This is a genomic window from Oceanimonas sp. MB9 (assembly GCF_011319775.1).
Taxonomy (GTDB): Bacteria; Pseudomonadota; Gammaproteobacteria; order Enterobacterales; family Aeromonadaceae; genus Oceanimonas; species Oceanimonas doudoroffii.
The window spans coordinates 139,459-161,065 of record NZ_VFBE01000001.1 but is presented as its reverse complement, the minus strand read 5'-3'; the positions used below and the strand labels follow the sequence as shown (position 1 = coordinate 161,065).

Here is a 21,607-nt window from a genome sequence, read left to right as displayed (position 1 = left end):
TAAAATACACACTCCCTCGTTCTGCGTGGGAGTGTGGATATGGATACTGTTACCTGAATTTGAATATTTCGAGTTGTTTTACTTCCATAAAGCCACTTGGCTAAAATGGAGTATAAACAAAATATGCTCGGTATATTATAAAGGGTTAAGAAGGTGTCATTGTTACTGACCCAACTCCTTTGGTTTAATATAGTTTACCTCTTAAGTTGTTGATATTCTTAGTTAAGTGGTAGGCTCTTCATTATGCCTAGAGGGCAAGGTCAGTAATAATGCCACATGATAAGCTGGATTAGGAAAAAAGGGAGGATGCTTCCTCCCTTTAATTTAATAATGTTCTATTAGGAAATCACTTACTATCATATTGAATAGCTCGCTCTTTTCCATGTGTATATTGTGAGCGCACTGTGGTAATACGGCTATTTCAGCGTCCTTGATACCACGCCATAAAGCATAAGGTTGCTCCCAAACATATGTGCGGTCTTTATTTCCCCAGACTATCAATGTCTGAGCAAGAATCTGATCCAGTCTGTCAGTGGAACTCCAACTTTTCATGGCTTTCAGGCCATTGATATAAGTCTGTGTAGAGACTTTCTGAGCTAACTCCAGGCTGGGCTGGTAATTAGGGTCTGCAGTTTCTTGAAGGAACCAGCTTTTAACCGAGTAAGTAGCTGCTTCCTTTGTTCCTTGGTGTTTTACCTTTTCTTGGCTAACTTCAAGTGGTTCAAACCTGCCAGGTAAGTTACCTACGGGCCCTGTACCATAGAGTACCAGTCGTTGTACTCTATGGTTTACTTTTAGTGCCACTTCTTGGGCGATCATTCCACCCATAGAGTGCCCAATAAGGTGAAAATCACCCACATTCAGTACATCCAGTATTTCAATCACATAATCAGCAAAGTCAGAGATGCTGTCAAGGCCAGTTTTCTCTGTACTATCGCCATAACCAAGAAGATCCATGGCTATAACGTCAAAGTGCTTTTTCAGATACTCTATTTGCTCGCTCCAATAAGAGTAGCCACTTAAAAAACCATGAATCAGTACTAGTGTTGGGCCATTTCCAGTTCGGATGTAATTCATTGCTTATACCTATTTAATTGCATTGGGTAGCCAAGTGGCTATATCTGGTAGCATTACCATCATACCAAGAAGAGCGATAAGTGCGCCGATGAATGGTAAGCACCCTATAATCACATCGCCGATAGTTACTTCTTTTCTGGCCAAGGCTTGAATTACATACAAGTTTAGCCCGACTGGTGGAGTAAGTACTGCTATCTCCATGGTGATGGTATAGATGACACCAAACCAAATCAGATCAAATCCAGCGGCTGACACCAATGGGTATAGTGTTGGTAATGTGATGAATGTCATTGATACTGGCTCTAGGAACATGCCAAGTATGACATAGAACACTATGATTGCAGCCAGAATCACATAAGGAGATAATTCCATCGCTGTAAATAGTGCTGTAAATTGCTGCGGTACCCTATAATAAGTCATTACAAAACCGAAAAGCACACCAGCTGACAAGAGCAGCCCAAGATACCCCATCGTTTTCATGGTTGCTCGAATTGCTTCTACAAAACCATCCCAGCGTAAACCGCCAACAGAAAATGCCATTATTATGGTGGCCACACAGGAAATTCCTGCTGCTTCTGTTGGTGTTGCAATGCCTGTGTAAATAGAGACGGTAATAATTAAACCAATGATAACAACTGGTAGTACGGCACTTAATGCAAGCCCCCAAGGGATTGGGTTACTATTGTCTCGCTCAGGAACTTCTTTGGGCTGCAGCCAGCCCCAGACACTGACAATAAGAATAAAAAGAGAAACCAGTATAACACCAGGTATAACTCCGGCAATAAACAAGTCACCTATAGACTGGTCGGTTACAATGCCGTAAAACAGCAAGATCAGGCTGGGGGGAATCAGAACGCTGAGTGTGCCACCCGCTGCCAAAACCCCACTGGACAGGCGCTTTCCATAACCCAGCTTAAGCATTTCAGGCAAGGCTACACCACCTATGGTGAGTGAGCCAACCATACTTGAGCCGCATACTGCACCAAAGCCAGCACAGGCACCAATGCTACCATAAGCAGCAGAGCCGCGGACTGGAACTTTACTGTGCATGAACCAGTAAAGATTCGGGCCTATTGCCGACCTTCCTATCAGCTCCCCCAATAAAACAAACAAGGGTACCGCCAACAGAATGTAATCAACCCAGACTCCCCAAAGCTTGAGTTCAGCAGTGATCAGTGAAGTAGATAAGGACTGAATGTTAAGCAAAAAAGGTAAAGAAGCTGCAGCCAACGCAAATGGAATTGGAAGGCCAATAGATATAAACAGGATTAATAGGCCAAGTAAGCCCAGGCCAACAACATACCATTCCATTATACTTCCTCCAGCTCTGTGTAATTTCTATCAAGAGGGTGCTGATAATTCAACAAGAGGACAAGTGCCAACAAGGTGAAAACAAAAAGTGAAATAGCCACGGGGATCCAGAAGTAGAATCTTGGCCAAAGTAAAATCTCAGATGCAGCGCCTGAATGAAAAGCCCGTACAGCAGCTTCGCCGGATGCAATGCTGAAAAATAATCCGGTTAAGGTCATAATTAAAAGGTTTACCCTGTCAATGACAGCCTGAACTTTTTTTGGCAGTATATCACGTAGTAAAGTCACCTTTGGATACGCATCCTTACTAAGTGCATACGCAAGTCCAAAAAATGCAACAGGTACTAACATGAGGGCTGTTGCTTCAGTGACCATACCATCCGGATTATCCATTACATAGCGCATGAACACACCGTAAGTGATCCAGGATGCCTGAATGAAAACAACAAGACCTCCGGAGTAAAGCAGAATGTTTGCTATTTTCTCCAAGATTCTCGTCACCTTTGATAGCGTTAAAGTCAATGCCTGTTGCATTTTGACATCTCCGTCCCTAAGTAAAGCTATTTAAATTTATTTGGCATGTTTGGCAAACAATTCACGAATGTCATTTGCTAAATCTTCACCACATGCTTCATTCACTTCATTATCCCATGAAGATTGAACGCTATTAATTAGTTCGTGTCTCTTTTCTTGAGAGATGGTGAAAGCAGAACCATTACCTTTCATAACGGCATTACCAACCCGTTGATCAATCCAGTCTTCATAGCGTGGTTTGAGCCAGGTCTCAGCCTCTTGCGCTGCTTCAAGGAGGGCGGTTTGGTTAGTTTCACTCAGAGAGTCAAATTTGTTCTTGTTCATCATATAAATGATATTGGCATAGAACAAGTTGGCATTAACCATGCTTGGCATGACGCTCCACAGTTTCCATGAGCTATAGGTTGCTACACCCATGTTTATACCATCAACAACGCCTCTCTCAGCTGACTGAAAAACTTCATTGGGTGATACAAAAACAGGCTTCCCACCCCAGGCTTCGATCATGCTGCTGACCAAAGGACCAATAGAGCGAACCATTTTTCCATCCAGGTTCCCGAGATCACTAACAGGCTCCTTAAACCACCATTCCTGATCATAAGAGTAGTTTGAGTTAATTAGCGGCATTAAACCAACTTTTTCTGCTTCAGCCCTAATTAAGTTGGAGTACTCTTTATCCAGCTCAATTTGATTTTCAAGGCTCACAGCGACGGGATATAAAGAGGTCACCCGATAACATGCAAGTCGTTTGTCGGAGGGGATCCAGCTGATATCAGACAACCCACCTTGTACCGCATCAACGCCCTCGCTCCAGCCATGTAATGTAGATGAAGGGAATATTTGTATATCTAAATCACCATTAGATTTTTCAGTGGCCAGCTCGGCAAACTTTTCAAAACCCTGATAACGAATGTCAGTCTCGTTAACATAAGTGGAAATGCGGATGGTTTCCTTAGCCTGAGCTGCCCCCATGGTCAGAGAAAGAGCAATAGATATACCAAGAGCAGTACGTAGCAGTTTATTTTTTTTCATTTTATTCTCCATGTTTAAAATGTCATTTGCTGTATTTTCATTAGGCTAAAATGTAAAAGATTTTTTTAATACCTACTTAAGGTGTTGTTCCCTCTGGTAATGCATTATTGATATTTCTTTTGTTCGTATACCGGAAAGTTCCACGTGATATCAGAAAAGTACTTACGCAGGCGCCAGTCACAGGCACGGGCGTGGCCTTCCATGCCCTCTGCACGGGAGATGCGGGAACCGGCGGCGCTGAACACCAGGTTGGCTTCTTCGCTCAGTTCCTGATAGGTCAGCACCTTCATGAACTTCTGCACGTTCAGGCCACCGCTGTAGCGGGCCGCCTTCTTGGTGGGCAGAATGTGGTTGGTGCCGGAGCACTTGTCGCCGTGGGAAACGGTGCTGCCTTCACCCAGAAACAGGGAGCCGTAGTTGTTGAGGTTGGCTTTCCACCATTCCAGATCGTCCGCCAGCACCTGCAGGTGCTCACAGGCCCACTCGTCGCTGATTTTGGCGACTTCTTTCCGGCTGTCGCCGAGGATCACCACACCGTGATCGCGCCAGGCCGCTTCGCACACATCGGCATTGGGCATGTCGGCAATCACATGGGGCATGATCTCCAGTACCTTCTCGCCCAGCTCGCGGCTGTCGGTAAACAGCCAGACCGGGGAGTTGGGACCGTGCTCGGCCTGGGACACCAGGTCAACGGCAATGGTCATGGGGTCGGCATTCTTGTCGGCGATAATGGCCGACTCGGTCGGGCCGGCAAACACATCGATACCCACTTCGCCGAACAGCATGCGCTTGGCTTCGGCCACGTAGGCGTTGCCCGGACCCACCAGAATGTCGGCAGGGCGGCCGGTAAACAGACCATAGGCCATGGTGGCCACGGCGTGTACGCCGCCCATTTCCAGGATCATATCGGCACCGGCCACATGCATGGCATAGGCCACGGCCGGGTTGATGCTGTCGCCCCGGGGCGGTGAACAGGCCACGATAAAGGGTACGCCGGCGGCCTTGGCGGTGGCCACGCTCATCAGCGCAGAGGTGGCGTGGGCATAACGGCCACCGGGTACGTAACAGCCGGCACACTGCACCGGCAGTACCTGCTGACCCAGGCGTACGCCTTCTTCGGTTTCAATTTCAAAGGAGGTCAGGCTGTCACGCTGGGCTTCGGCAAAGCGTTTGATCTGGCGATGGGCAAAGTCGATATCGTCCTTGACCTGCTGAGGCACCTGATCGATCAGGGCCTGCTTTTTCTGCTCGGTCAGCACGAAATCGCCCTGCCAGTTATCAAACTGTCTGGCGTATTCACGCACCGCGGTTTCACCGTTGCGGCGAATATTGGCCAGCATGTCCTTGACCACGCCCTGAATGCATTCATCTCTCAGTACGACGTCACTGTTTGCCGCTGCCTCTTTGAGATATTCCATGGTATATCACCTGTTAAAAAGACGAGCCAACTGGCTGATAACAGAGTTCGTTGGTTATGAGCGGCCATAGTGTGGCCGCCCGAATCAATCAGTAGTATTTGGCAAAGCCAAAGGCATCACGGTAGCCGAACAGCGCCTGTGCGCCACCGGTGTGCAGGAACACCACGTTTTCACCTTTCTTGAAGTGGCCCTTGCGGATCAGGTCGATCAGGCCGGCGCCGCCCTTGCCGGAGTAAACCGGGTCCAGCAGAATGCCTTCGTGGCGGGCAAACAGCTCGATGGCTTCCAGGGTGCTGGGGGCGGGAATGCCGTAGCCTTCACCCACGTAGTCGCAGTTGGCAACCACGTCTTCACGTTTGACGGCGCCGGGGATGCCCAGCTTCTCGGCGGTGCGCTCGGCCAGACGGAACACGTTGGCTTCCTGCTGCTCGCGGGGAACACGCACGCCAATGCCCAGCACCGGAATGCGGCTGTTGCTGCCGGACAGACCGGTGACCAGACCGGCCTGGGTGCCGGCGGAGCCGGTGGCGTGAACCACGTGGTCAATGCGCAGACCGGCGTCGTTGGCCTGGCCCAGCAGTTCCAGGGCACAGTTGACGTAACCCAGGGCGCCGATTTCGTTGGAGCCGCCACCGGGCACGATATAGGGCTTCTTGCCGCCCGCTTTCAGTTCGCTGGCCAGTTCTTCCATGGCCGCATTCATGTCGGTGCCGCCCGGATACTTGCGCAGTATGCCGCCGAACAGCTGATCCAGCATGACGTTGCCGTTGTAGTTGTAGTCGACGTCTTCGGAGGCGGTGCGGTCTTCCAGCAGAATGTGGCATTCCAGGCCCAGCTTGGTGGCGATGGCCACGGTCTGGCGGGCGTGGTTGGACTGGGTGGCACCCTGAGTGATGATGGTGTCGGCACCCTGCTCTAGGGCATCGGCCATCAGAAACTCGAGTTTACGGGTCTTGTTGCCGCCGCCGGCGAGACCGGTACAATCGTCACGCTTGATCCACAGGTTCGGACCATCCAGCAGCTTGGTCAGTTGATGCATCGGCTCCAGCGGAGTGGCCAGATGAGCGAAGTGCAGACGGGGATAACGAGCTAGATGCATTTTAACATTCCTCTTCGTTTTGAACATGTGCAATACATTTGGTTAACAACTGCATGGTGGAATAATCACCGCTGTACGACCAATGCTATATTGGCTTTGCCCGTGGTTACTTTTGGGCATAGGGCCGAAAATATACGGTAAGGAATTGTTTTTAATGGAATTGAAGTGGTTGAAGGACTTTGTGGCCCTGAGTGAACACGGCAGTTTCTCCAAGGCGGCAGAAGCCCGTTTTGTGACCCAGCCGGCATTTAGCCGGCGCATTCGCTCGCTGGAGAACTGGCTGGGGGTGGCGCTGGTGGATCGGGAGAAGCATCCCACCACCCTGACCAGCAGTGGCCTGGCGTTTGTAGAGGAAGCCAAACGGATGATCCACGACACCTACCGGGTGCGCAAGCGCCTGCAGGGGCAGGAGATTCAGAAAAGCCTGGTGTTTTTTGCCCAGCACTCGCCGGCGGTGTCGTTTTTTCCCCGCTGGATCCGTACCCTGGAACCGCTGGTGGGCAATACCCTGGTCAAGCTCAACACCGGCAACTTGCACGATCTGACCGAGTCATTTATGGCCGGCATGGGTGACTTTCTGCTGAGTTTTTCTTCTGCTGGCGACATGGGTCAGCTGTCCCGCAACGACACCACCTGCATTCAGGTGGGCACCGATCGGCTGGTGCCAGTGTCGGCGCTGACGCCGGAAGGTACGCCGGTGTTTTCGGTGAACGGAAATACGCAGCTCAAGTTACTGGCCTATCCGGAGGCGTCCTATCTGGGCAGTCTGGTGAAGGAGTTTTGTCTTAACAAGCTGCCGCCGGACTTTCAGTACACCATAGTGTGTGAAAACGCCCTGGCGGAAGGGCTCAAGGCCATGGCGCTGCAGGGCTATGGTGTGGCCTGGCTGCCCTACGGGCTGATCCAGAACGAGCTGACCCAGGGCCAGCTCACCGTGTTGCATGAAGGCTTTCATACCGTGGATTTGCGCATTCTGTTGTATCGCTTCCGGCATACGGTCAAGCCGGAAGTGGATGTGTTCTGGCGCTATCTGGTGGAGCTGTACAACCTCAGTTATGCCGAGCAGTTTCCCGGGATGCGGCCAGTGTCCTGACCCTTGCTCAGGGGGCGGGCAGTGCCCGCACCGCCTCGATCAGGCTGCCGGGCAGGCCGGCGGCGGGGTAGGGCACAGGCCCCGTATACCAGGGCCGGCACGGTGTGTTCAGTTCGGGCTGGTGCAGGCGCAGGCGGGGGGCGTGCCAGTCGCCGGTCAGCCTGATGGCCAGTTCCCGGCAGCCGGCATCGTTAATGGCGCCCAGGTCGAGATCAAGCCGGCCACCGGCGCCAATGTTCCCCCGCAGGGCCAGCAGGTGACGCACGCTCTGAACCGCGCTGCTGTCGAGTCGCCAGCGGCCATCGGTGACCGGGCCACGCAGATCCAGCCGGTAGAAAAAACCATCCTGTTGCATAAGATCCAGTGCCGCCAGGGTACTGTCTACCTGTTTGGGACTGGCGTAGTCTTCACCCAGGCGGTTGCGCAGCCAGGGATCCAGCCCCAGTTGCTCCACAAACACATCCTCTCCAGCAAGCGCCAGTTCACCTTGCCAGCTGGCGGGATTACCGGGTTCGCCGCTGAGGCTGACGCCGACGTCGAGATCGCCGGCAAAGCCCCGGTCGGCCTGCAGCCAGTTGCTGAGGTGACGCAGCTGCCAGTCTTTACCGGCAAGCGTAACCTGAGTGCGGTGAGGCGGATAGAGCCCCAGGCTGCCGGTGAGGGTGATGTTGCCGTCCAGCCAGTCGCCGCTGAGCTGGTCGAGCAGCCACTGTTCGTCGGTGAGGCGGGCACTGAAGCGGGCAGCGCGCGCGATCAGGCTGTTCCAGGCCAGCTCGCCCACGCGGCCTTCCAGCCGAGCCTGCTGGCTGAGTGGACGCCACAGTCCTGCCGACCAGGCCAGATCGGTGACAAACAGCTCCCCGTCAAACAGCGACAGCGGCAGTTCATCGTCCAGCGACAGCAACTCGGTGCGGCTCAGATTGAGCTTGTGAATGCGCACGTCGGGCAGGGGCCAGGCCATGTCCGGCTGCCACACCAGCTTGTTGCCGGCCAGTTGCAGTTCGTCGATATCCAGCCGGCCCTGTTTCGGGTACCAGCCCAGTTCGGCCTCAATGCTGCCCTCCCAGGCCCGGCCGCTCAGGGTGACGCCCTGGCGGTCGGCGTCACCCAACCAATGCAGCCGGTGGTTGTCCAGGCGCAGCCAGTCGAGGGTAGCTTCATCCGCCTGCCAGTCGCCTCGGCCTTCGGGCAGACCCCGGCCGCCCCACTCCAGATCCCGCAGCTCGCCGCGCATGCCGTTAACGGTGAGCGAAGCCGTGGTCAGGCTGACGTCGTCGAGCCGGGCCCGGCTCAGCAGCAGGCGCCAGCCCTCGGGCAGAGTGAGGGCGTCATGCAGTTGCAGTTTGACCTGGCTGAATTGCGGGCGTTCCAGGCGCAGCTCGCGCTCGGCGGGGTCCAGAGTCAGACTGCCGCTGACCAGGCCACCGGCCAGCCGGCCGCGCACATCGTCCAGCTCCAGCCGACCCTGGCGCAAATGACCGCTGATATCCAGTCGCGACAGCTCTAGGGCCGAATGAGACAGCTGGCGTACGCGAGCGCTCAGGCCGGCGTCGGCCCACCATTGCCACTGGCCTTGCCGCCGGGGCTGCCAGTCGTTGATATGAAGCTCAATGCCGCCGGCCTCCCAGTCCTGGCCGGTCAGGGCGAGGTTGCGGGTATTGAGCTCGGCAATATGAATATCGGCCAGGTTGGCGGGTAGGGCGGGAGCCTGGGCCTGGGGCAGGTTGATACTGCCGTCGATGATATCGAGAATGGCCACCTCGGTGCGCCCCGCCAGGGGAGCCAGCTGCGCCAGCTCGAGATAGACTTGCCGGGCGCTGAACCAGTCACCCAGCCGTACGTCTTCCGCCAGCAGCTTGTAGGGGGAGAGAGGGTTGAACTCCAGCCTGCCCACGCTGAGTCCCAGCTCGGTATTTTCATTCAGCCAGGTCAGTACCGGTTTTTTCAGCCGGTTCACGTCCAGCAAATTCAGCAGCAACCAGCCGCCGAGCAACAGCACCAGCAGCCCCGTCAAACCTCTTCTGGCCAGTTTTTTCATGAATTTAACCCTTTAAAATCCGCTGTTTGTATCATACATAGGCAGGACTTCGCCGGAAACCGGTGAGGAGTTAGGTGTGAGGAGAATTACACCTTGCCGTAGTGATCCCGGGTACCGAGCCAGCGGCGGATCAGCGGGTCGACACAGTCGGGGTAGCGGTCGGCGAGATAGCGGGCCAGCCGCTGCACTTCCGGCAACAGGGCCTGATCCCGCACCAGATCGGCGATTTTCAGATCCGCCAGGCCGGTCTGGCGGGTGCCCAGCAGCTCGCCCGGGCCACGAATTTCCAGATCCTTCTGGGCGATGATAAAGCCGTCGTTGGTGTCGCGCAGCACCCCCAGCCGCTGGGTGGCGGTTTTCGACAGGGGGGCGTGATAGAGCAGCACGCAGTGAGAAGCGGTGGCACCCCGGCCCACCCGGCCGCGCAGCTGGTGCAACTGGGCCAGGCCCAGGCGTTCGGGGTTTTCGATGATCATCAGCGAGGCGTTGGGTACATCCACCCCCACCTCAATCACGGTGGTGGCCACCAGCAGGTCCAGCCTGCCGTCCTTGAAGTCGGCCATTACCGCCTGCTTTTCCGTCGCCTTCATGCGGCCGTGCACCAGCCCCACCTTAAGCTCTTTCAGCCGTTCTGAAAGGGCGGCGGCGGTGTCTTCCGCCGCCTGGCACTCCAGCACGTCCGACTCGTCAATCAGGGTGCACACCCAGTAGGCCTGGCGGCCCTCTTCACGGCACACTTGCCGCACCCGCTCGATCACTTCGTCGCGCCGAGTATCGGGAATGGCGACCGTGGTGACCGGGGTGCGCCCCGGGGGCAGTTCGTCGATGACCGAGGTGTCGAGATCGGCATAGGCGGTCATGGCCAGGGTGCGGGGAATGGGGGTGGCGGTCATGATCAGCTGGTGCGGATAGTACTCACCCTGGCTGCCTTTTTCCCGCAGGGCCAGGCGCTGGTGCACGCCAAAGCGGTGCTGTTCGTCGATGACCACCAGCTCCAGGGCATTGAACTGCACCTGCTCCTGAAACAGCGCGTGGGTACCCACTATCATCGCCAGTTCGCCACTGGCCAGCCGCTCCAGCTGTTCGGTGCGGGCCTTGCCCTTGACCTTGCCCGCCAGCCAGCCCACGTTAATGCCCAACGGCTCCAGCCAAGCGGCAAAGTTGGCGGCGTGCTGCTCCGCCAGCAGCTCGGTGGGGGCCATCAGCGCTACCTGGCCCTGATTTCCGATCACCTGCAGGGCCGCCAGCGCCGCCACCAGGGTCTTGCCCGAGCCCACGTCGCCCTGCACCAGCCGCATCATGGGCACGTGTTTGTGCAGGTCGGCGCCGATTTCCGCCACCACCCGCTGCTGGGCACCGGTGGGGGAAAACGGCAACCGGGCCAGAAAGTCGTGCACCAGGGCTTCGGCGGCAGGCAGGGCCCGGGCCCGGTGGGCCTGGCCCTGCTCGCGCACCTGCAGTACCGACAGGTTGTGGGCCAGCAGCTCTTCCATCACCAGTCGCTGCTGGGCGGGATGCTGCCCGTGCTCGAGTTGATCCTGCGCCACATCCGGGGGCGGCCGGTGCAGCAGGTGCACGGCGTCGTTGAGGGGCATTTGCTGGCGATAAAGGCCGGCGGGCAACAGCTCGGTCAGCGGCTGTTGCTCAAGCCAAGCAAGGGCCTGATCGGTGAGCTGACGCAGGCTTATCTGGCGCAGCCCTTCTGTGGTGCCGTAAACCGGCGTCAGGCTGGTTTCCACGCTGATCGGGTTGTCGCCCTGCAGCAGGGTGTATTCGGGGTGAATGATCTCCAGGCCGTGATGACCGGGGCGAATTTCCCCAAAGGCGCGCAGCCGGGTGCCGGCGGTGAGGCTGTTTTTCTGGGCGGCGGCGAAGTTGAAAAAGCGCAGGGTGAGGGTGCCGCTGTCGTCCCGCAGCCGGCACAGCAGCATGCGCTTGCGGCCGTAACTGATGTGGCTGTCGACCACCTCGCCCACCACGGACACATGCATGCCCGGCCGCAGCTCGGCCACCGGGCAGATTTGGGTACGGTCTTCGTAGCGCAACGGCAGGTGAAACAGCAGATCCTGCACCGTTTCCAGCCCCAGCCGGTGCAGTTTTTCCTGCATTTTGTCACCCACGCCCTTGAGCAGGCTGAGGGGCATTTTGTCCAGATTCATGGCGGCCCTGCACTGTAAATATGTACAGAAGAATAGCAACAAGCGCCGAAAGCTGGAAGCGCGAAGCCGAAAGCAGGGTTAGCGCAGTGGCGGCAGTTTCCTTGCCTTCTGCGTACCCCTCATTGTCATTCAGAGCAGGCGTTTCAGCAGCACATTGGCCTGGGTGCGCTGCACCCGCTTGAGCAGCCGCTGCACCGGCTCAGGATAGTCGCCGAGCTGCTCGATTTCGGTGAAATGGGTCAGCCGCCGGCAGTGTTGCAGAATGTTGGCCTTTTCTTCCTCAAAGGTGGCCCGCAGACGGTGCTCCGGATCCTGCAGCAGCAGGCCGTTTTCCAGATCCAGCCCCCAGGCGCGGGGGTTGAGATTGTTGCCGGTGATCATGGCCAGGTCGTCATCCACAAACAGTCCCTTGAGGTGATAGGAGTTGTGGTCGTGCCGCCAGAGCATGATGTGGAGTTTGCCCTGGTAGATAAAGGTTTGGTTGGATCGGGCAAAGCGGCGCAGGTTGGCTTCATACAGGTAGGGTAACCCGCCTATGGTGCGAAAGGGCTCGTCGGGCGGAATATAAAAGTCGTTGGCGGTCTTGTCGCCAATCACCAGGGTGACTTCCCGGCCCTTTTTGAGCTGGCTGCGAATGTCCCGGGCCAGGGACTTGGGCAGGTTGAAGTAGGGGGTGCAGACAAACAACTTCTCTTTGGTGCCCCGTACCATGGTGCGAATGGCCCGGTTAAGCTTGTTGCCGCGCTTGCCCAGTCCGGCCAGCGGGGTGACCGCCACCTCGCCGGGCTGGCGGGGCTGGTGCTCGAACTGATACTGGCCCCGGCGCAGCCGATGACGAAACTGGCGAATGGGCTGGCGCAGCCGGCGCGCGGTGGGGATCTCGGGCTGGTTCAGGGCCGGCACCGTCGGGTTGTGGGCAAACAGCCGGTCAACATAATCCAGCATGGCGTCTGCGAGGCCGGCGTCGGTGATTTCGTGGTAGCGATCAAAGCGGTAGCGGCCGTTCTGATGCAGGTAAATGTCGTTGATGCTGGCGCCGGAATAGAGCAGGGTGTCGTCAAACACAAAGCCCTTGAGGTGCAGCACGCCGAGCAGCTCCCGGCCCTTGACCGGCACCCCGTGAATGGCGATGGGATGTTCGTAGCGTTCGGCGAATTCCTGATACATCAGGTGGTTGCCGCCCTGCCCGGCATGACCGATAAGCCCGCGCTGGGCCCGGTGAAAGTCGACGTAAAGGCGTACGTCCAGCGTCGGATTGGCCTGCTTGGCCTGGTGCAGGGCGGTGAGAATTTCCCGGCCGGCGTCGTCGTCCTGCAGATAGAGTGCCACCAGGCAGATGCGGGTTTGTGCCGTGGCGATAAGCGTCAGCAGCCGCTCTCGAAAGGCGGCGGCGGAGTGCAGCGCGCGCACCTTGTCGGCATCCACCGACAGGGCCGGCAGGCGCTGCAGCAGGCTTCGGTAATAATTGGCTAGTTGCATAATGAACCTGATTAATGGCGTTGCCGCGTAAGACCATACTTAAACGGCAAGATTCGGTGCAGTTTACCGAATTAGGGCAAAGGGCAGCAAATTAGAGCAGGAACCGGGAATTAGGAGTAGGTTGTGATGAGCGAAGCGAACCACAACACGCAGCCGGCTGTGAATTGTTGGAATTCGCTGCGCTCATTCCAACCTACCATCCCTGCTCCCCTGTTTCTCAGAGCGGCCGGGTCGCCCGCTCCAGCCAGGTGAGGTCGCCGCCGGTCAGCTGCGGACTGATCTTTTCCCATACCCCGGCGTGATAGTCGTTGAGCCAGTCAATGTGTCGGGCTTCCAGCCAGGTAGTGTCGATCAGGCGGCGATCAAAGGGCACCTGGGTGAGGTGCTCAAATTCAAATACCGGAATATCACCGTCGGTGTTGGCGGGCTGCACCACTTCCAGGTTTTCACAACGAATGCCAAAGGCGTTTTCCCGGTAATAGCCGGGCTCGTTGGAGACGATCATGCCGGTGGTCAGGGGCACCGTGCTGCCCTTGGGGGAAATGCGCTGGGGGCCTTCGTGCACGCTGAGGTAGTGGCCCACGCCGTGGCCGGTGCCGTGATCGAAGTTGTAGCCTTGTTGCCACAGCGGCATGCGCGCCAGGGCGTCCAGCTGCAGGCCGCCGGTGCCGGCGGGGAAACGGGCACAGGCCAGATCGATATGGCCGCGCAGCACCAGGGTGAACAGTTTGCGCATTTCATCATTGGGTTCGCCCACCGCCACGGTGCGGGTAATGTCGGTGGTGCCGTCCAGATACTGGCCGCCGGAGTCCACCAGGTAGATGGCGTCCTGCCCCAGTGTGCGTGGGGTGCCGTTGCCATGATGGTAGTGGCACATGGCGGCGTTGGGGCCCAGCGCCGAGATGGTGCTGAAGCTGGCTTCTACAAACTCGGGGGCTTGCGCCCGCAGCGCCTGCAGCCGGTCGGCCAGGGTGCCTTCGTCTTCCCGCTCCGGGTGAGGCTCGGCGAGGCGGCGATCGAGCCATGCCAGAAAGCGGCACACGGCGGCGCCGTCACGCAGGTGGGCGGCACGGCTGCCCTGCACTTCCACCGGGTTTTTGCAGGCCTTGGGCAGCATGCAGGGGTCGTCGGCAAACACCAGCTCGGCGCCGGCCTGCTCCAGCACCAGGCTGCTCCAGGCGTTGGCGGTGGCGGGGTCGAGTTGTACCCGGGCACCCTGCTGGCCCAGTGCACACAGGGCGCTTTCCAGCTCGCAGATGGGGGCCAGGGTGACGTTATGGCCACTGTGGCCGGCGAGATCCAGGCCGTTGAACTTGGCGGGCTCGGCAAACAGCTGCACGGCGCCGTCGTTGTGCAGCAGGGCAAAGCTCAGCACCGCCGGCAGGCAGGGAATATCGCGACCGCGAATATTGAGCAGCCAGTTGATGGGCTCGGCCTGGGTCAGTAACTGGGCATCTATGTTGTTGGCGGCCAGCCGTTCGGCAATACGGTTGCGCTTGGCCTCGCTGTGCTGGCCGCTGTAGTCCTGATCGAGCAGCAGCGCCGGGTGAATTTCCGGCTCGGGCCTGTCGTGCCAGTGCTTGTCGATGGGGTTGACGCCGACCGGCACCAGCTTCAGGTCGCGGGCGGCCAGTTTCTTGTTGGCGGCATCAAACCAGCCCCGGCTGTGCAGGCGCGGATCAAAGCCCACCCGGGAACCGGCGGCCAGCTCGCTCAGCACATAGTCGAGCACCGGCTCCTGGATTAAATGGCGGTATTCGAACAGGCCGGCGTCGCACTGGTGGCGTACCTGCACGGTATAGCGGCCATCCACAAATACCGCCGCCTTGCCGGTCAGCACCACGGCGGCGCCGGCAGAGCCGGTAAAGCCGGTGAGCCAGGCCAGGCGTTCGGCATAGGGAGGAATGTATTCACCCAGATGCTCGTCGTCGTGGGGCACGATAAAGGCGTCCAGTTGCTGCAGCCGCATGTCGTCACGAACATTCGCAAGGCGTTGGGCGTGGGTCATGTTGATTCCTTAACAAGGTCTTTTAAATGTGGAATGGCACCGGCCGGCGTGAGCGTGCTTTCGCCGCGTTTCGCTCACTCTACTCCGCGCTTGAGGGCTTGGCAAACCGCCCCCGGGGGCGCCATTGCTGGATCAGCAGGGCGGTAACTATCATCACCAGGCCCACCAGGGTGGCGGGGTAGATTTGCTCGCCCACCAGCAGCCGCAGCAGCACCAGAGAGGCAAAGGGCGAGATAAAAATCAGGTTGGAAATGCGGGCGGTGTTTTCGGCGTGGCGCAGGGCCAGCAGCCACATCACAAAGGCAAAGCCCATCTCAAACAGACCCACATAGATGGCACCTACCCAGCCCTGCCAGGCGGTGAGGGCGAAGTCCGACAGCCAGGCGGTGGCCAGCACGATCACCGGCAGTCCCAGCAAAAAGCTTAAGGTAAGGGTCACCAGGGGATCGGCCTGGTTGCGGGTGTTGAGGATCCAGTAGCCGGCCCACAGCAGGGTGGAGCCCAGCGCCAGGGCCACACCCAGCGGGCTTTCGAAATTCAGGCTGAGCAAATTGCCCTTGGTGGCGATCACCATGGCGCCCAGGTAGCCGAGCACGATGGCTACCCAGTCCTGGCGGCGAATGGTCTGGCCCAGAAAGGGCACTGCCAGCAGGGTGAGGGTGATGGCCCAGGTATAATTGAGGGTCTGGGCCTGCTGGGCCGGCAGCAGGTCGTAGGCCTGAAACAGCACCAGGTAGTAGAGCGCCGGGTTAATCAGCCCCAGCAGGGCGTAGTAGCCGGGGCGCTGTTTCAGGGTGCGCCCCAGCAGGTGCAGCTTGCCCTGGCGTGCCAGCAGGCCGAGCAGTAGCAGCAAGGAGCTGCTCGTCGCCACCAGCAACAGCTGGGCCGGATCAAAATAATCGAGCGAAAGTTTAAAGGCACTGGCCACGGTAGACCAGCAGGCCACCGCTCCCAGCCCGAACAGGTAGGCTTTTTTCTGATTCTTCATAGGATCGTCCCGCGCAATGAGACAGGCAGTGTAGGCAGCCGGTTTGAGCGGAGCAAGGGGCCTGATCACAGCTTCTCATGACTGGAACGGTGCAAGGGAGACGGTCACAGCTCTTCAAAGGGGCGGCGTTTTTCCTTTTCCAGCACCAGCTTCTCCAGGGTGGTAATGCGTTCCAGCAGCCGGCGCTGTTCGGCCTGCAGTTGTTCCACCCGGTTTTCCAGTTCGTTTTGGGCCCGGTTCTGGCCGAGCACCAGCACCAGGCCAATACCCAGCGCCAGCAATATCCAAAGCGTCATTCTTTTCTCCCTGTTGGCGGCATTGCCCTTACAGCATGGTCCATAAACAAAAAGGGCTGCGTGATGCAGCCCTTTTGCGGATTACAGGTTGGCTTAGTGGCCGGCCAGCGCCTTGGGTGCCTGGGTTTCGTCAAACTCCGGCAGCGGACGGTGGCGTGAGGCCAGGAAGGTGTAGATCACCGGCAGCACGAATAGGGTAAACAGGGTACCTATGCTCAGGCCGGAGACGATGACGATGCCCATGCCAAAGCGCGAGAAGGCACCGGCACCCGCCGCAAACAGCAGCGGAATCAGGCCGGCCACCATGGCGGCGGTGGTCATCAGAATGGCGCGCAGACGAATGCGGGCCGCCACGCGAATGGCTTCGGTGCGATCCCGGCCTCGGTGCAGCTGCTCTTCCTTGGCCACTTCACACATCAGAATGCCGTGCTTGGTGATGATGCCTACCAGGGTGATCAGACCCACCTGGGTGTAGATGTTCATGGTTGCCAGGCCCCAGGCCAGGGCCACCAGGGCGCCGGAAATGGCCAGGGGCACCGATACCATGATCACCAGCGGATCGCGCACACTTTCAAACTGGGACGCCAGTACCAGGAAAATGATGAACAGCGCCAGCAGGAAGGTCATGTACAGGGCGTTACCCTCGGTCACGAACTGGCGGGCGGCACCCAGGTAGTCGTGGTTATAGCCGTTGGGCAGCTCGGCGGTGACGCTTTGCTCCAGAAACCCGATGGCATCGCCCATGGACACGCCCGGCGTAAGCACGGCACCTATGGTGGCCGAGTTCAGCTGGTTGTAATGGGGCAGGGAGCGGGGCTGGGCCTCCATGGTGATCGACACCAGGTTGGCCAGGGGCACCATGTCGCCATTGTGGGCGCGCACATAGTAGTCGCGAATGGAATCCGGGTTGAGCCGGTCGGCCCGGGCCACCTGAGGAATAACCTCGTAGCTGCGGCCGTCCAGATCCACCCGGTTGACGTAGGCGTCGCTCATCATGGTGGACAGGGTGATGGCGATGTCCTGCATGGTCACGCCATAGGCGCCGGCCTTGTCCCGGTTGACCTGAATTTTCATGGTGCCGGAGTCAAAGGCCAGATCCAGCTCGCTGTACACAAACAGCGGGCTCTGGCTGACCGTTTGAAGCACCTCGGCGGCCACTTCATACAGGCTTTCAAAGTTGTTGGGGGTGGTCAGCACATATTGCACCGGCAGGCCACTGGACGCGCCGGGCAGTTCGGGAAATTCAAAGGCGCTGATGGCCACCGCCGGAATGCCCTGCAACGGCGGCGTCAGCCGCTCGATCACCGCTTTTTGCGCATCCCGCTGACTCCAGGGTTTGAGCACCGCTACCGCCAGACCCTGGTTGGCGCTGGGTACGCCGGCAATGGTCAGCGAGGTGGACAGGGCGTCGTCCTTGTTGAGCACTTCCACCGCCTTGCGCATGTTGTTCTCGATGTAATCGAGGTTGGCGGTGTTGGGGGCCTTGGCCATCATCAGGAAGGCCCCTTTGTCTTCACTCGGCGCCAGCTCGCTGGGAATGAAGCTGAACAGCACCGGCATGGAGCCGAACACCAGCAGGGCAAAAGCGATCACCACGGGGCGCTTGGCCAGCACCGCGTCCAGCATGCGGCTGTAGTCGTCGGTCAGTCGCTCCAGGGTGTTCTCCACGCCCTGCTCAAAGCGGTTGGGATTGACATGGGGCTTGAGCAGCTTGGAGCACATCATGGGTGACAGGGTCAGCGCCACCACGCCGGAAATAAACACGGCGCCGGCCAGGGTCAGGGCGAATTCCTTGAACAGGGAGCCGGTAATGCCGCCCATCAGGGCGATGGGAGCGTATACCGCCGCCAGGGTGATGGTCATGGTGATCACCGGTACCGCGATTTCCCGGGTGCCGAGAATGGCGGCCCGGTAGGGCGATTCGCCGGCCTTGATGTGCCGGTCGACGTTTTCCACCACCACGATGGCGTCGTCCACCACCAGGCCGATGGCCAGCACCATGGCCAGCAGCGTCATCAGGTTGATGCTGAAGCCGAACATGCTCATCAGGATCGCCACCCCGATCAACGACAGCGGAATGGTGATAATGGGGATCAGCACGGCGCGCAGCGAGCCCAGGAACAGGGTGATCACCACCACCACGATAAGGGACGCTTCCAGAATGGTTTTCACCACCTCGTGAATGGACTCGTTGATGGCGTCGGTGGCGTCATACAACAGTTCCATCTTGATGGTGTCGGGCATGTTGCGCTCGAGATCCGGCAGCATGTTGCGCACGTTCTCGGCCACATTCAGCGGGTTGGCGGACGGCGTGGGGTCAACCCCGATGATCACCGCCGACTGGCCGTCGGCCAGGGCACGTACCACATCGTGGCTCTTTTCCAGCGACACCTTGGCCACGTCGCGCAGGCGCACCACGGCGTCATTGCGGGTGGCCACCACCAGGGACTCCAGCTCTTCGGCGGTTTCAATCTGGGTATTGATATCGCTGTTGTAGAGCATGTAATAGCCGGTGGACTGGCCGGCGGCGGCCTGGTAGTTGTTGGACTGCAGCACCGACAGCACCTCGGCGGCGGTCAGTTGCTGGGCCGCCAGCCGCAGCGGATCCAGCCAGATGCGCAGGGCAAACTTGGCGCCGCCGAACAGGTTGAGCTTGGCTACCCCGTCCACCGAGTAGAACTGGGGCCGCACTACCCGCTCCAGGTAGTCGTTAATCTGGGGCGAGTTCAGTTGCTCACTGCTGAAGGCGATATACATGATGGAGGTAGAGGCCCCCGTGGTCATCTCCAGGCTGGGATCCTCCGCCTCCCGGGGCAGCTGGGAGCGCACCGAGTTGACCCGGGCCAGAATGTCCGACAGGGCCGCGTTGGGGTCGGTGTTCAGCTTCATCTGCACCGTGATGCTGGAGCTGCCGTTGCTGCTCGACGAGGTCATAAAGTCGATATTGTCGGCTTGGGCAATGGCCTGCTCCAGCGGCTGGGTAATAAAGCCCTGAATCAGGTCGGCGCTGGCGCCGTAATAGCTGGTACTGACGGTGACCACGGTATTGGTCATTTCCGGGTATTCGCGTACCTGCATTTTCTGCAGGGCCTGCAGCCCTAGCAGCACGATCAGCAGGCTGATCGAAACGGCCAGCACCGGCCGTTTTATGAAGATATCGGTAAAACGCATGAAAGTCTCCGCTTACAGCAGGGGGGCCGATTCTGGAGTGTCGAGGGCGTCGCTTTCCACCGGGTTGACCCGGCTGCCGTTGGACAGGCGCACCTGGCCGGACGTGACGATGGTTTCACCTGCTTCCAGGCCCTTCACCACCCGGGCGAAATCGGCTTCCCGCTCGGCCACTTCAATCACCCGCTGTTGCGCTACCCGCACGGTCTCGCCGTCGTCGGCCTGTTCTTCTTTCACCACATACACGGTCTGGCCGTAAAGGGTGAAATTGATGGCGTGCTGGGGCACCAGGATCTGGTCGGCTTTCACCGGCAGCTGCACGTCCAGCTTGGCGAACATGCCCGAGCGCAGTTTGCCGCCCTGATTGGGAATGCTGGCCTGCACCTGCACCACGCCCGATTCCGGGTTGATCTGCGGCTCAATGGCGGTGATCTCGCCTTCAAACGGCGTGTCCGGATAGGCGTCTACCAGAATGTTCAGGGCCTGGCCCACGCGAATGTCGGCGATGCGGGTCTGGGGAATGGTAAAGCGAATGCGGAACTGGCTGATGTCTTCCAGCCGGGCAATGTCGGTGCCGGCGTTCAGATACTGGCCGAGAAAGGCGTTGCGAATACCCATGACGCCGTCAAAGGGCGCGCGAATGGTGCGCCGTTCAATGGTGGCCTGAAGGGAGTCGATTTGGCCTTGCAGTTCCCGGTAGCTGGCTTCGGCGTCATCGAGCTGACCCTGGGAGACGGAGCCGCGCTGGAATAGCTGACGCATGCGCGTGAGGTTGGCACGAACCGCCGGCAGCCGGCCTTCGGAGCTGCGCAGGTTGGCTTTTTCCACGTCGGCGTCGAGCTCCACCAGCACCTCACCGGCCTTGACCTGCTGGCCCGACTCAAAGTGAATGGCACGCACGATGCCGGCAGACTCGTTGCTGACATTGATGCCCTGAATCGGCTCGATAAAACCGATGGCGGCGATGCGTGGTGTCCAGTCTACCGGAGTGATCTCGGTCACGGTGACCGGAAAGCTGGGCACCGGCTGATTGGCGAAATACTGGGCCATCATTTTTTGCTTGAACAGGTTAAAACCAATGACGCTGCCGAAGATCAGGATCACCAGCAGCAGCATGGACAGGGTCCATTTTTTCATCGAAGTCACTCCCGCGACGTGGTTGTTAGCGTTTTAAAATGGCGTTCCAGGCCGCATCCATCAGCTCGTCAAAGACGGCCTCGTTCATCTGAATACAGCCCCGGGCGTGCCTCTGGGTTAACAGCATCAGATTTTCCAGCGCCAGGAATCCCAGCAGGTCTGATGGCAGATCCCGAAACAGGCCGATGTCCCGGCCGCGTTCGAAAAACTCGAACACCGGTTTGAAATAGCGTTCATCCATGCGTTCTTCCTCTTCTCTGCTGAACAGGGGAGAGGCTTCGTACTGCACGCGGTACAACAGACAGTCGGGGTTGCTCAGCAGGTAATGCAGGCAGTTCTGCCACAGCAGTCGAAACTGCGCCAGGCTGGGGTCCTGCGTGTTGACGCCCTGCAGCAGGGCCACAGACACCTCCTGCATTCGCTCTTCATGTACACAGCGCAGCAGGCTTTCCTTGTCCCTGAAATAGCGATAAATGGTGCCGGTGGCCACACCGGCTTCCCGGGCGACCAGCTGCATCGACATGCCCTGAAAGCCGAGGTTGGCGATCAGGTGTTCCGCCGCATTGAGAATGCGCTCGCGCTTGTTTGTCATCTGTTCTCTGTCTGAAGTCTGAACCATAAATGAATGAACGTTCATTCGACTGCTGATTCTAGGCCATCGTCACTTCAAGTCAATCGCCGCAGTGTGGCCCTTTCTTCACTTTAGTTAAAAAAAACGCCATTCTGCCGACAAAACCGGCAGATGGCCGGTAAAGACAAAAAAGTGCTGGA

Annotated in this window: 16 protein-coding genes; 1 reads left to right on the top strand and 15 read right to left on the bottom strand. The window is 58.3% G+C overall.

The features are described from left to right. Window positions 1-324: 324 nt before the first annotated feature. The 6 genes from OJHNALOF_RS00785 to OJHNALOF_RS00760 form a co-directional block, all read right to left on the bottom strand. On the bottom strand, window positions 325-1,077 hold the full coding sequence (locus OJHNALOF_RS00785; RefSeq protein WP_165660850.1) for an alpha/beta fold hydrolase: 753 nt from the start codon (window positions 1,075-1,077) through the stop codon (window positions 325-327). A gap of 9 nt (window positions 1,078-1,086) precedes the next feature. Then, window positions 1,087-2,388, bottom strand: coding sequence for a TRAP transporter large permease (locus OJHNALOF_RS00780; RefSeq protein WP_165660849.1), 1,302 nt, complete (start codon window positions 2,386-2,388; stop codon window positions 1,087-1,089). Then, window positions 2,388-2,921: a TRAP transporter small permease gene (locus tag OJHNALOF_RS00775; protein WP_165660848.1), complete on the bottom strand. Its 534-nt coding sequence runs from the start codon at window positions 2,919-2,921 to the stop codon at window positions 2,388-2,390. Before OJHNALOF_RS00775 ends, OJHNALOF_RS00780 begins: the two co-directional genes overlap by 1 nt. A 36-nt stretch (window positions 2,922-2,957) precedes the next feature. Then, window positions 2,958-3,953, bottom strand: a complete 996-nt coding sequence (gene dctP, locus OJHNALOF_RS00770; RefSeq protein WP_206063499.1) for a TRAP transporter substrate-binding protein DctP — start codon at window positions 3,951-3,953, stop codon at window positions 2,958-2,960. Window positions 3,954-4,057: 104 nt separating this feature from the next. Beyond that, window positions 4,058-5,371 (bottom strand): histidinol dehydrogenase, encoded by a 1,314-nt coding sequence (hisD, locus tag OJHNALOF_RS00765; RefSeq protein WP_165660846.1) that lies wholly within the window; start codon window positions 5,369-5,371, stop codon window positions 4,058-4,060. An 88-nt stretch (window positions 5,372-5,459) separates the two neighbouring features. Continuing rightward, a complete protein-coding gene (locus tag OJHNALOF_RS00760; protein WP_165660845.1) occupies window positions 5,460-6,470 on the bottom strand; it encodes a D-cysteine desulfhydrase in 1,011 nt (336 codons plus the stop codon). A 154-nt stretch (window positions 6,471-6,624) separates the two neighbouring features. Here OJHNALOF_RS00760 and OJHNALOF_RS00755 point away from each other — a divergent pair, with 154 nt between their 5' ends. Then, window positions 6,625-7,563 (top strand): LysR family transcriptional regulator, encoded by a 939-nt coding sequence (locus OJHNALOF_RS00755; RefSeq protein ID WP_165660844.1) that lies wholly within the window; start codon window positions 6,625-6,627, stop codon window positions 7,561-7,563. Window positions 7,564-7,570: 7 nt separating this feature from the next. Here OJHNALOF_RS00755 and OJHNALOF_RS00750 read toward each other — a convergent pair whose 3' ends face one another. From OJHNALOF_RS00750 to OJHNALOF_RS00710, 9 genes are all read right to left on the bottom strand, one after another. Then, window positions 7,571-9,601 (bottom strand): AsmA-like C-terminal region-containing protein, encoded by a 2,031-nt coding sequence (locus OJHNALOF_RS00750; protein ID WP_165660843.1) that lies wholly within the window; start codon window positions 9,599-9,601, stop codon window positions 7,571-7,573. A gap of 86 nt (window positions 9,602-9,687) precedes the next feature. After that, window positions 9,688-11,760 carry an ATP-dependent DNA helicase RecG gene (gene recG / locus OJHNALOF_RS00745; RefSeq protein WP_165660842.1) on the bottom strand — a complete coding sequence of 691 codons (2,073 nt, stop codon included), beginning with the start codon at window positions 11,758-11,760 and terminating at the stop codon, window positions 9,688-9,690. A gap of 129 nt (window positions 11,761-11,889) precedes the next feature. Further along, on the bottom strand, window positions 11,890-13,239 hold the full coding sequence (pssA, locus tag OJHNALOF_RS00740) for a CDP-diacylglycerol--serine O-phosphatidyltransferase (RefSeq protein WP_165660841.1): 1,350 nt from the start codon (window positions 13,237-13,239) through the stop codon (window positions 11,890-11,892). Window positions 13,240-13,456: 217 nt separating this feature from the next. Continuing rightward, window positions 13,457-15,247, bottom strand: a complete 1,791-nt coding sequence (locus OJHNALOF_RS00735) for an aminopeptidase P family protein (protein WP_165660840.1) — start codon at window positions 15,245-15,247, stop codon at window positions 13,457-13,459. Window positions 15,248-15,326: 79 nt separating this feature from the next. Beyond that, entirely contained in the window at window positions 15,327-16,235 is a 909-nt protein-coding gene (locus OJHNALOF_RS00730; RefSeq protein WP_094200975.1) for a DMT family transporter, read from the bottom strand. A 104-nt stretch (window positions 16,236-16,339) separates the two neighbouring features. Further along, complete coding sequence (locus OJHNALOF_RS00725; protein WP_094200974.1) at window positions 16,340-16,531, bottom strand: hypothetical protein; 192 nt, start codon at window positions 16,529-16,531, stop codon at window positions 16,340-16,342. Window positions 16,532-16,624: 93 nt separating this feature from the next. Next, the gene (locus tag OJHNALOF_RS00720) at window positions 16,625-19,702 is read right to left on the bottom strand and encodes a multidrug efflux RND transporter permease subunit (RefSeq protein ID WP_165660839.1); all 3,078 of its coding nucleotides are present in this window, start codon (window positions 19,700-19,702) and stop codon (window positions 16,625-16,627) included. A gap of 12 nt (window positions 19,703-19,714) precedes the next feature. Next, window positions 19,715-20,836, bottom strand: coding sequence for an efflux RND transporter periplasmic adaptor subunit (locus OJHNALOF_RS00715; RefSeq protein WP_165660838.1), 1,122 nt, complete (start codon window positions 20,834-20,836; stop codon window positions 19,715-19,717). 25 nt (window positions 20,837-20,861) lie between these two features. Continuing rightward, entirely contained in the window at window positions 20,862-21,428 is a 567-nt protein-coding gene (locus OJHNALOF_RS00710; RefSeq protein ID WP_094200971.1) for a TetR/AcrR family transcriptional regulator, read from the bottom strand. Between the last annotated feature and the right edge of the window lie 179 nt (window positions 21,429-21,607).

Bases quoted from the DNA above. Each gene is read 5' to 3' on its own strand.
- hisD (WP_165660846.1), bottom strand. From the start codon at position 5,371: ATGGAATATCTCAAAGAGGCAGCGGCAAACAGTGACGTCGTACTGAGA.
- OJHNALOF_RS00760 (WP_165660845.1), bottom strand. From the start codon at position 6,470: ATGCATCTAGCTCGTTATCCCCGTCTGCACTTCGCTCATCTGGCCACT.
- OJHNALOF_RS00785 (WP_165660850.1), bottom strand. From the start codon at position 1,077: ATGAATTACATCCGAACTGGAAATGGCCCAACACTAGTACTGATTCAT.
- dctP (WP_206063499.1), bottom strand. From the start codon at position 3,953: ATGAAAAAAAATAAACTGCTACGTACTGCTCTTGGTATATCTATTGCT.
- OJHNALOF_RS00720 (WP_165660839.1), bottom strand. From the start codon at position 19,702: ATGCGTTTTACCGATATCTTCATAAAACGGCCGGTGCTGGCCGTTTCG.
- OJHNALOF_RS00750 (WP_165660843.1), bottom strand. From the start codon at position 9,601: ATGAAAAAACTGGCCAGAAGAGGTTTGACGGGGCTGCTGGTGCTGTTG.
- OJHNALOF_RS00775 (WP_165660848.1), bottom strand. From the start codon at position 2,921: ATGCAACAGGCATTGACTTTAACGCTATCAAAGGTGACGAGAATCTTG.
- OJHNALOF_RS00780 (WP_165660849.1), bottom strand. From the start codon at position 2,388: ATGGAATGGTATGTTGTTGGCCTGGGCTTACTTGGCCTATTAATCCTG.
- recG (WP_165660842.1), bottom strand. From the start codon at position 11,760: ATGAATCTGGACAAAATGCCCCTCAGCCTGCTCAAGGGCGTGGGTGAC.
- OJHNALOF_RS00715 (WP_165660838.1), bottom strand. From the start codon at position 20,836: ATGAAAAAATGGACCCTGTCCATGCTGCTGCTGGTGATCCTGATCTTC.
- pssA (WP_165660841.1), bottom strand. From the start codon at position 13,239: ATGCAACTAGCCAATTATTACCGAAGCCTGCTGCAGCGCCTGCCGGCC.
- OJHNALOF_RS00725 (WP_094200974.1), bottom strand. From the start codon at position 16,531: ATGACGCTTTGGATATTGCTGGCGCTGGGTATTGGCCTGGTGCTGGTG.
- OJHNALOF_RS00755 (WP_165660844.1), top strand. From the start codon at position 6,625: ATGGAATTGAAGTGGTTGAAGGACTTTGTGGCCCTGAGTGAACACGGC.
- OJHNALOF_RS00710 (WP_094200971.1), bottom strand. From the start codon at position 21,428: ATGACAAACAAGCGCGAGCGCATTCTCAATGCGGCGGAACACCTGATC.
- OJHNALOF_RS00735 (WP_165660840.1), bottom strand. From the start codon at position 15,247: ATGACCCACGCCCAACGCCTTGCGAATGTTCGTGACGACATGCGGCTG.
- OJHNALOF_RS00730 (WP_094200975.1), bottom strand. From the start codon at position 16,235: ATGAAGAATCAGAAAAAAGCCTACCTGTTCGGGCTGGGAGCGGTGGCC.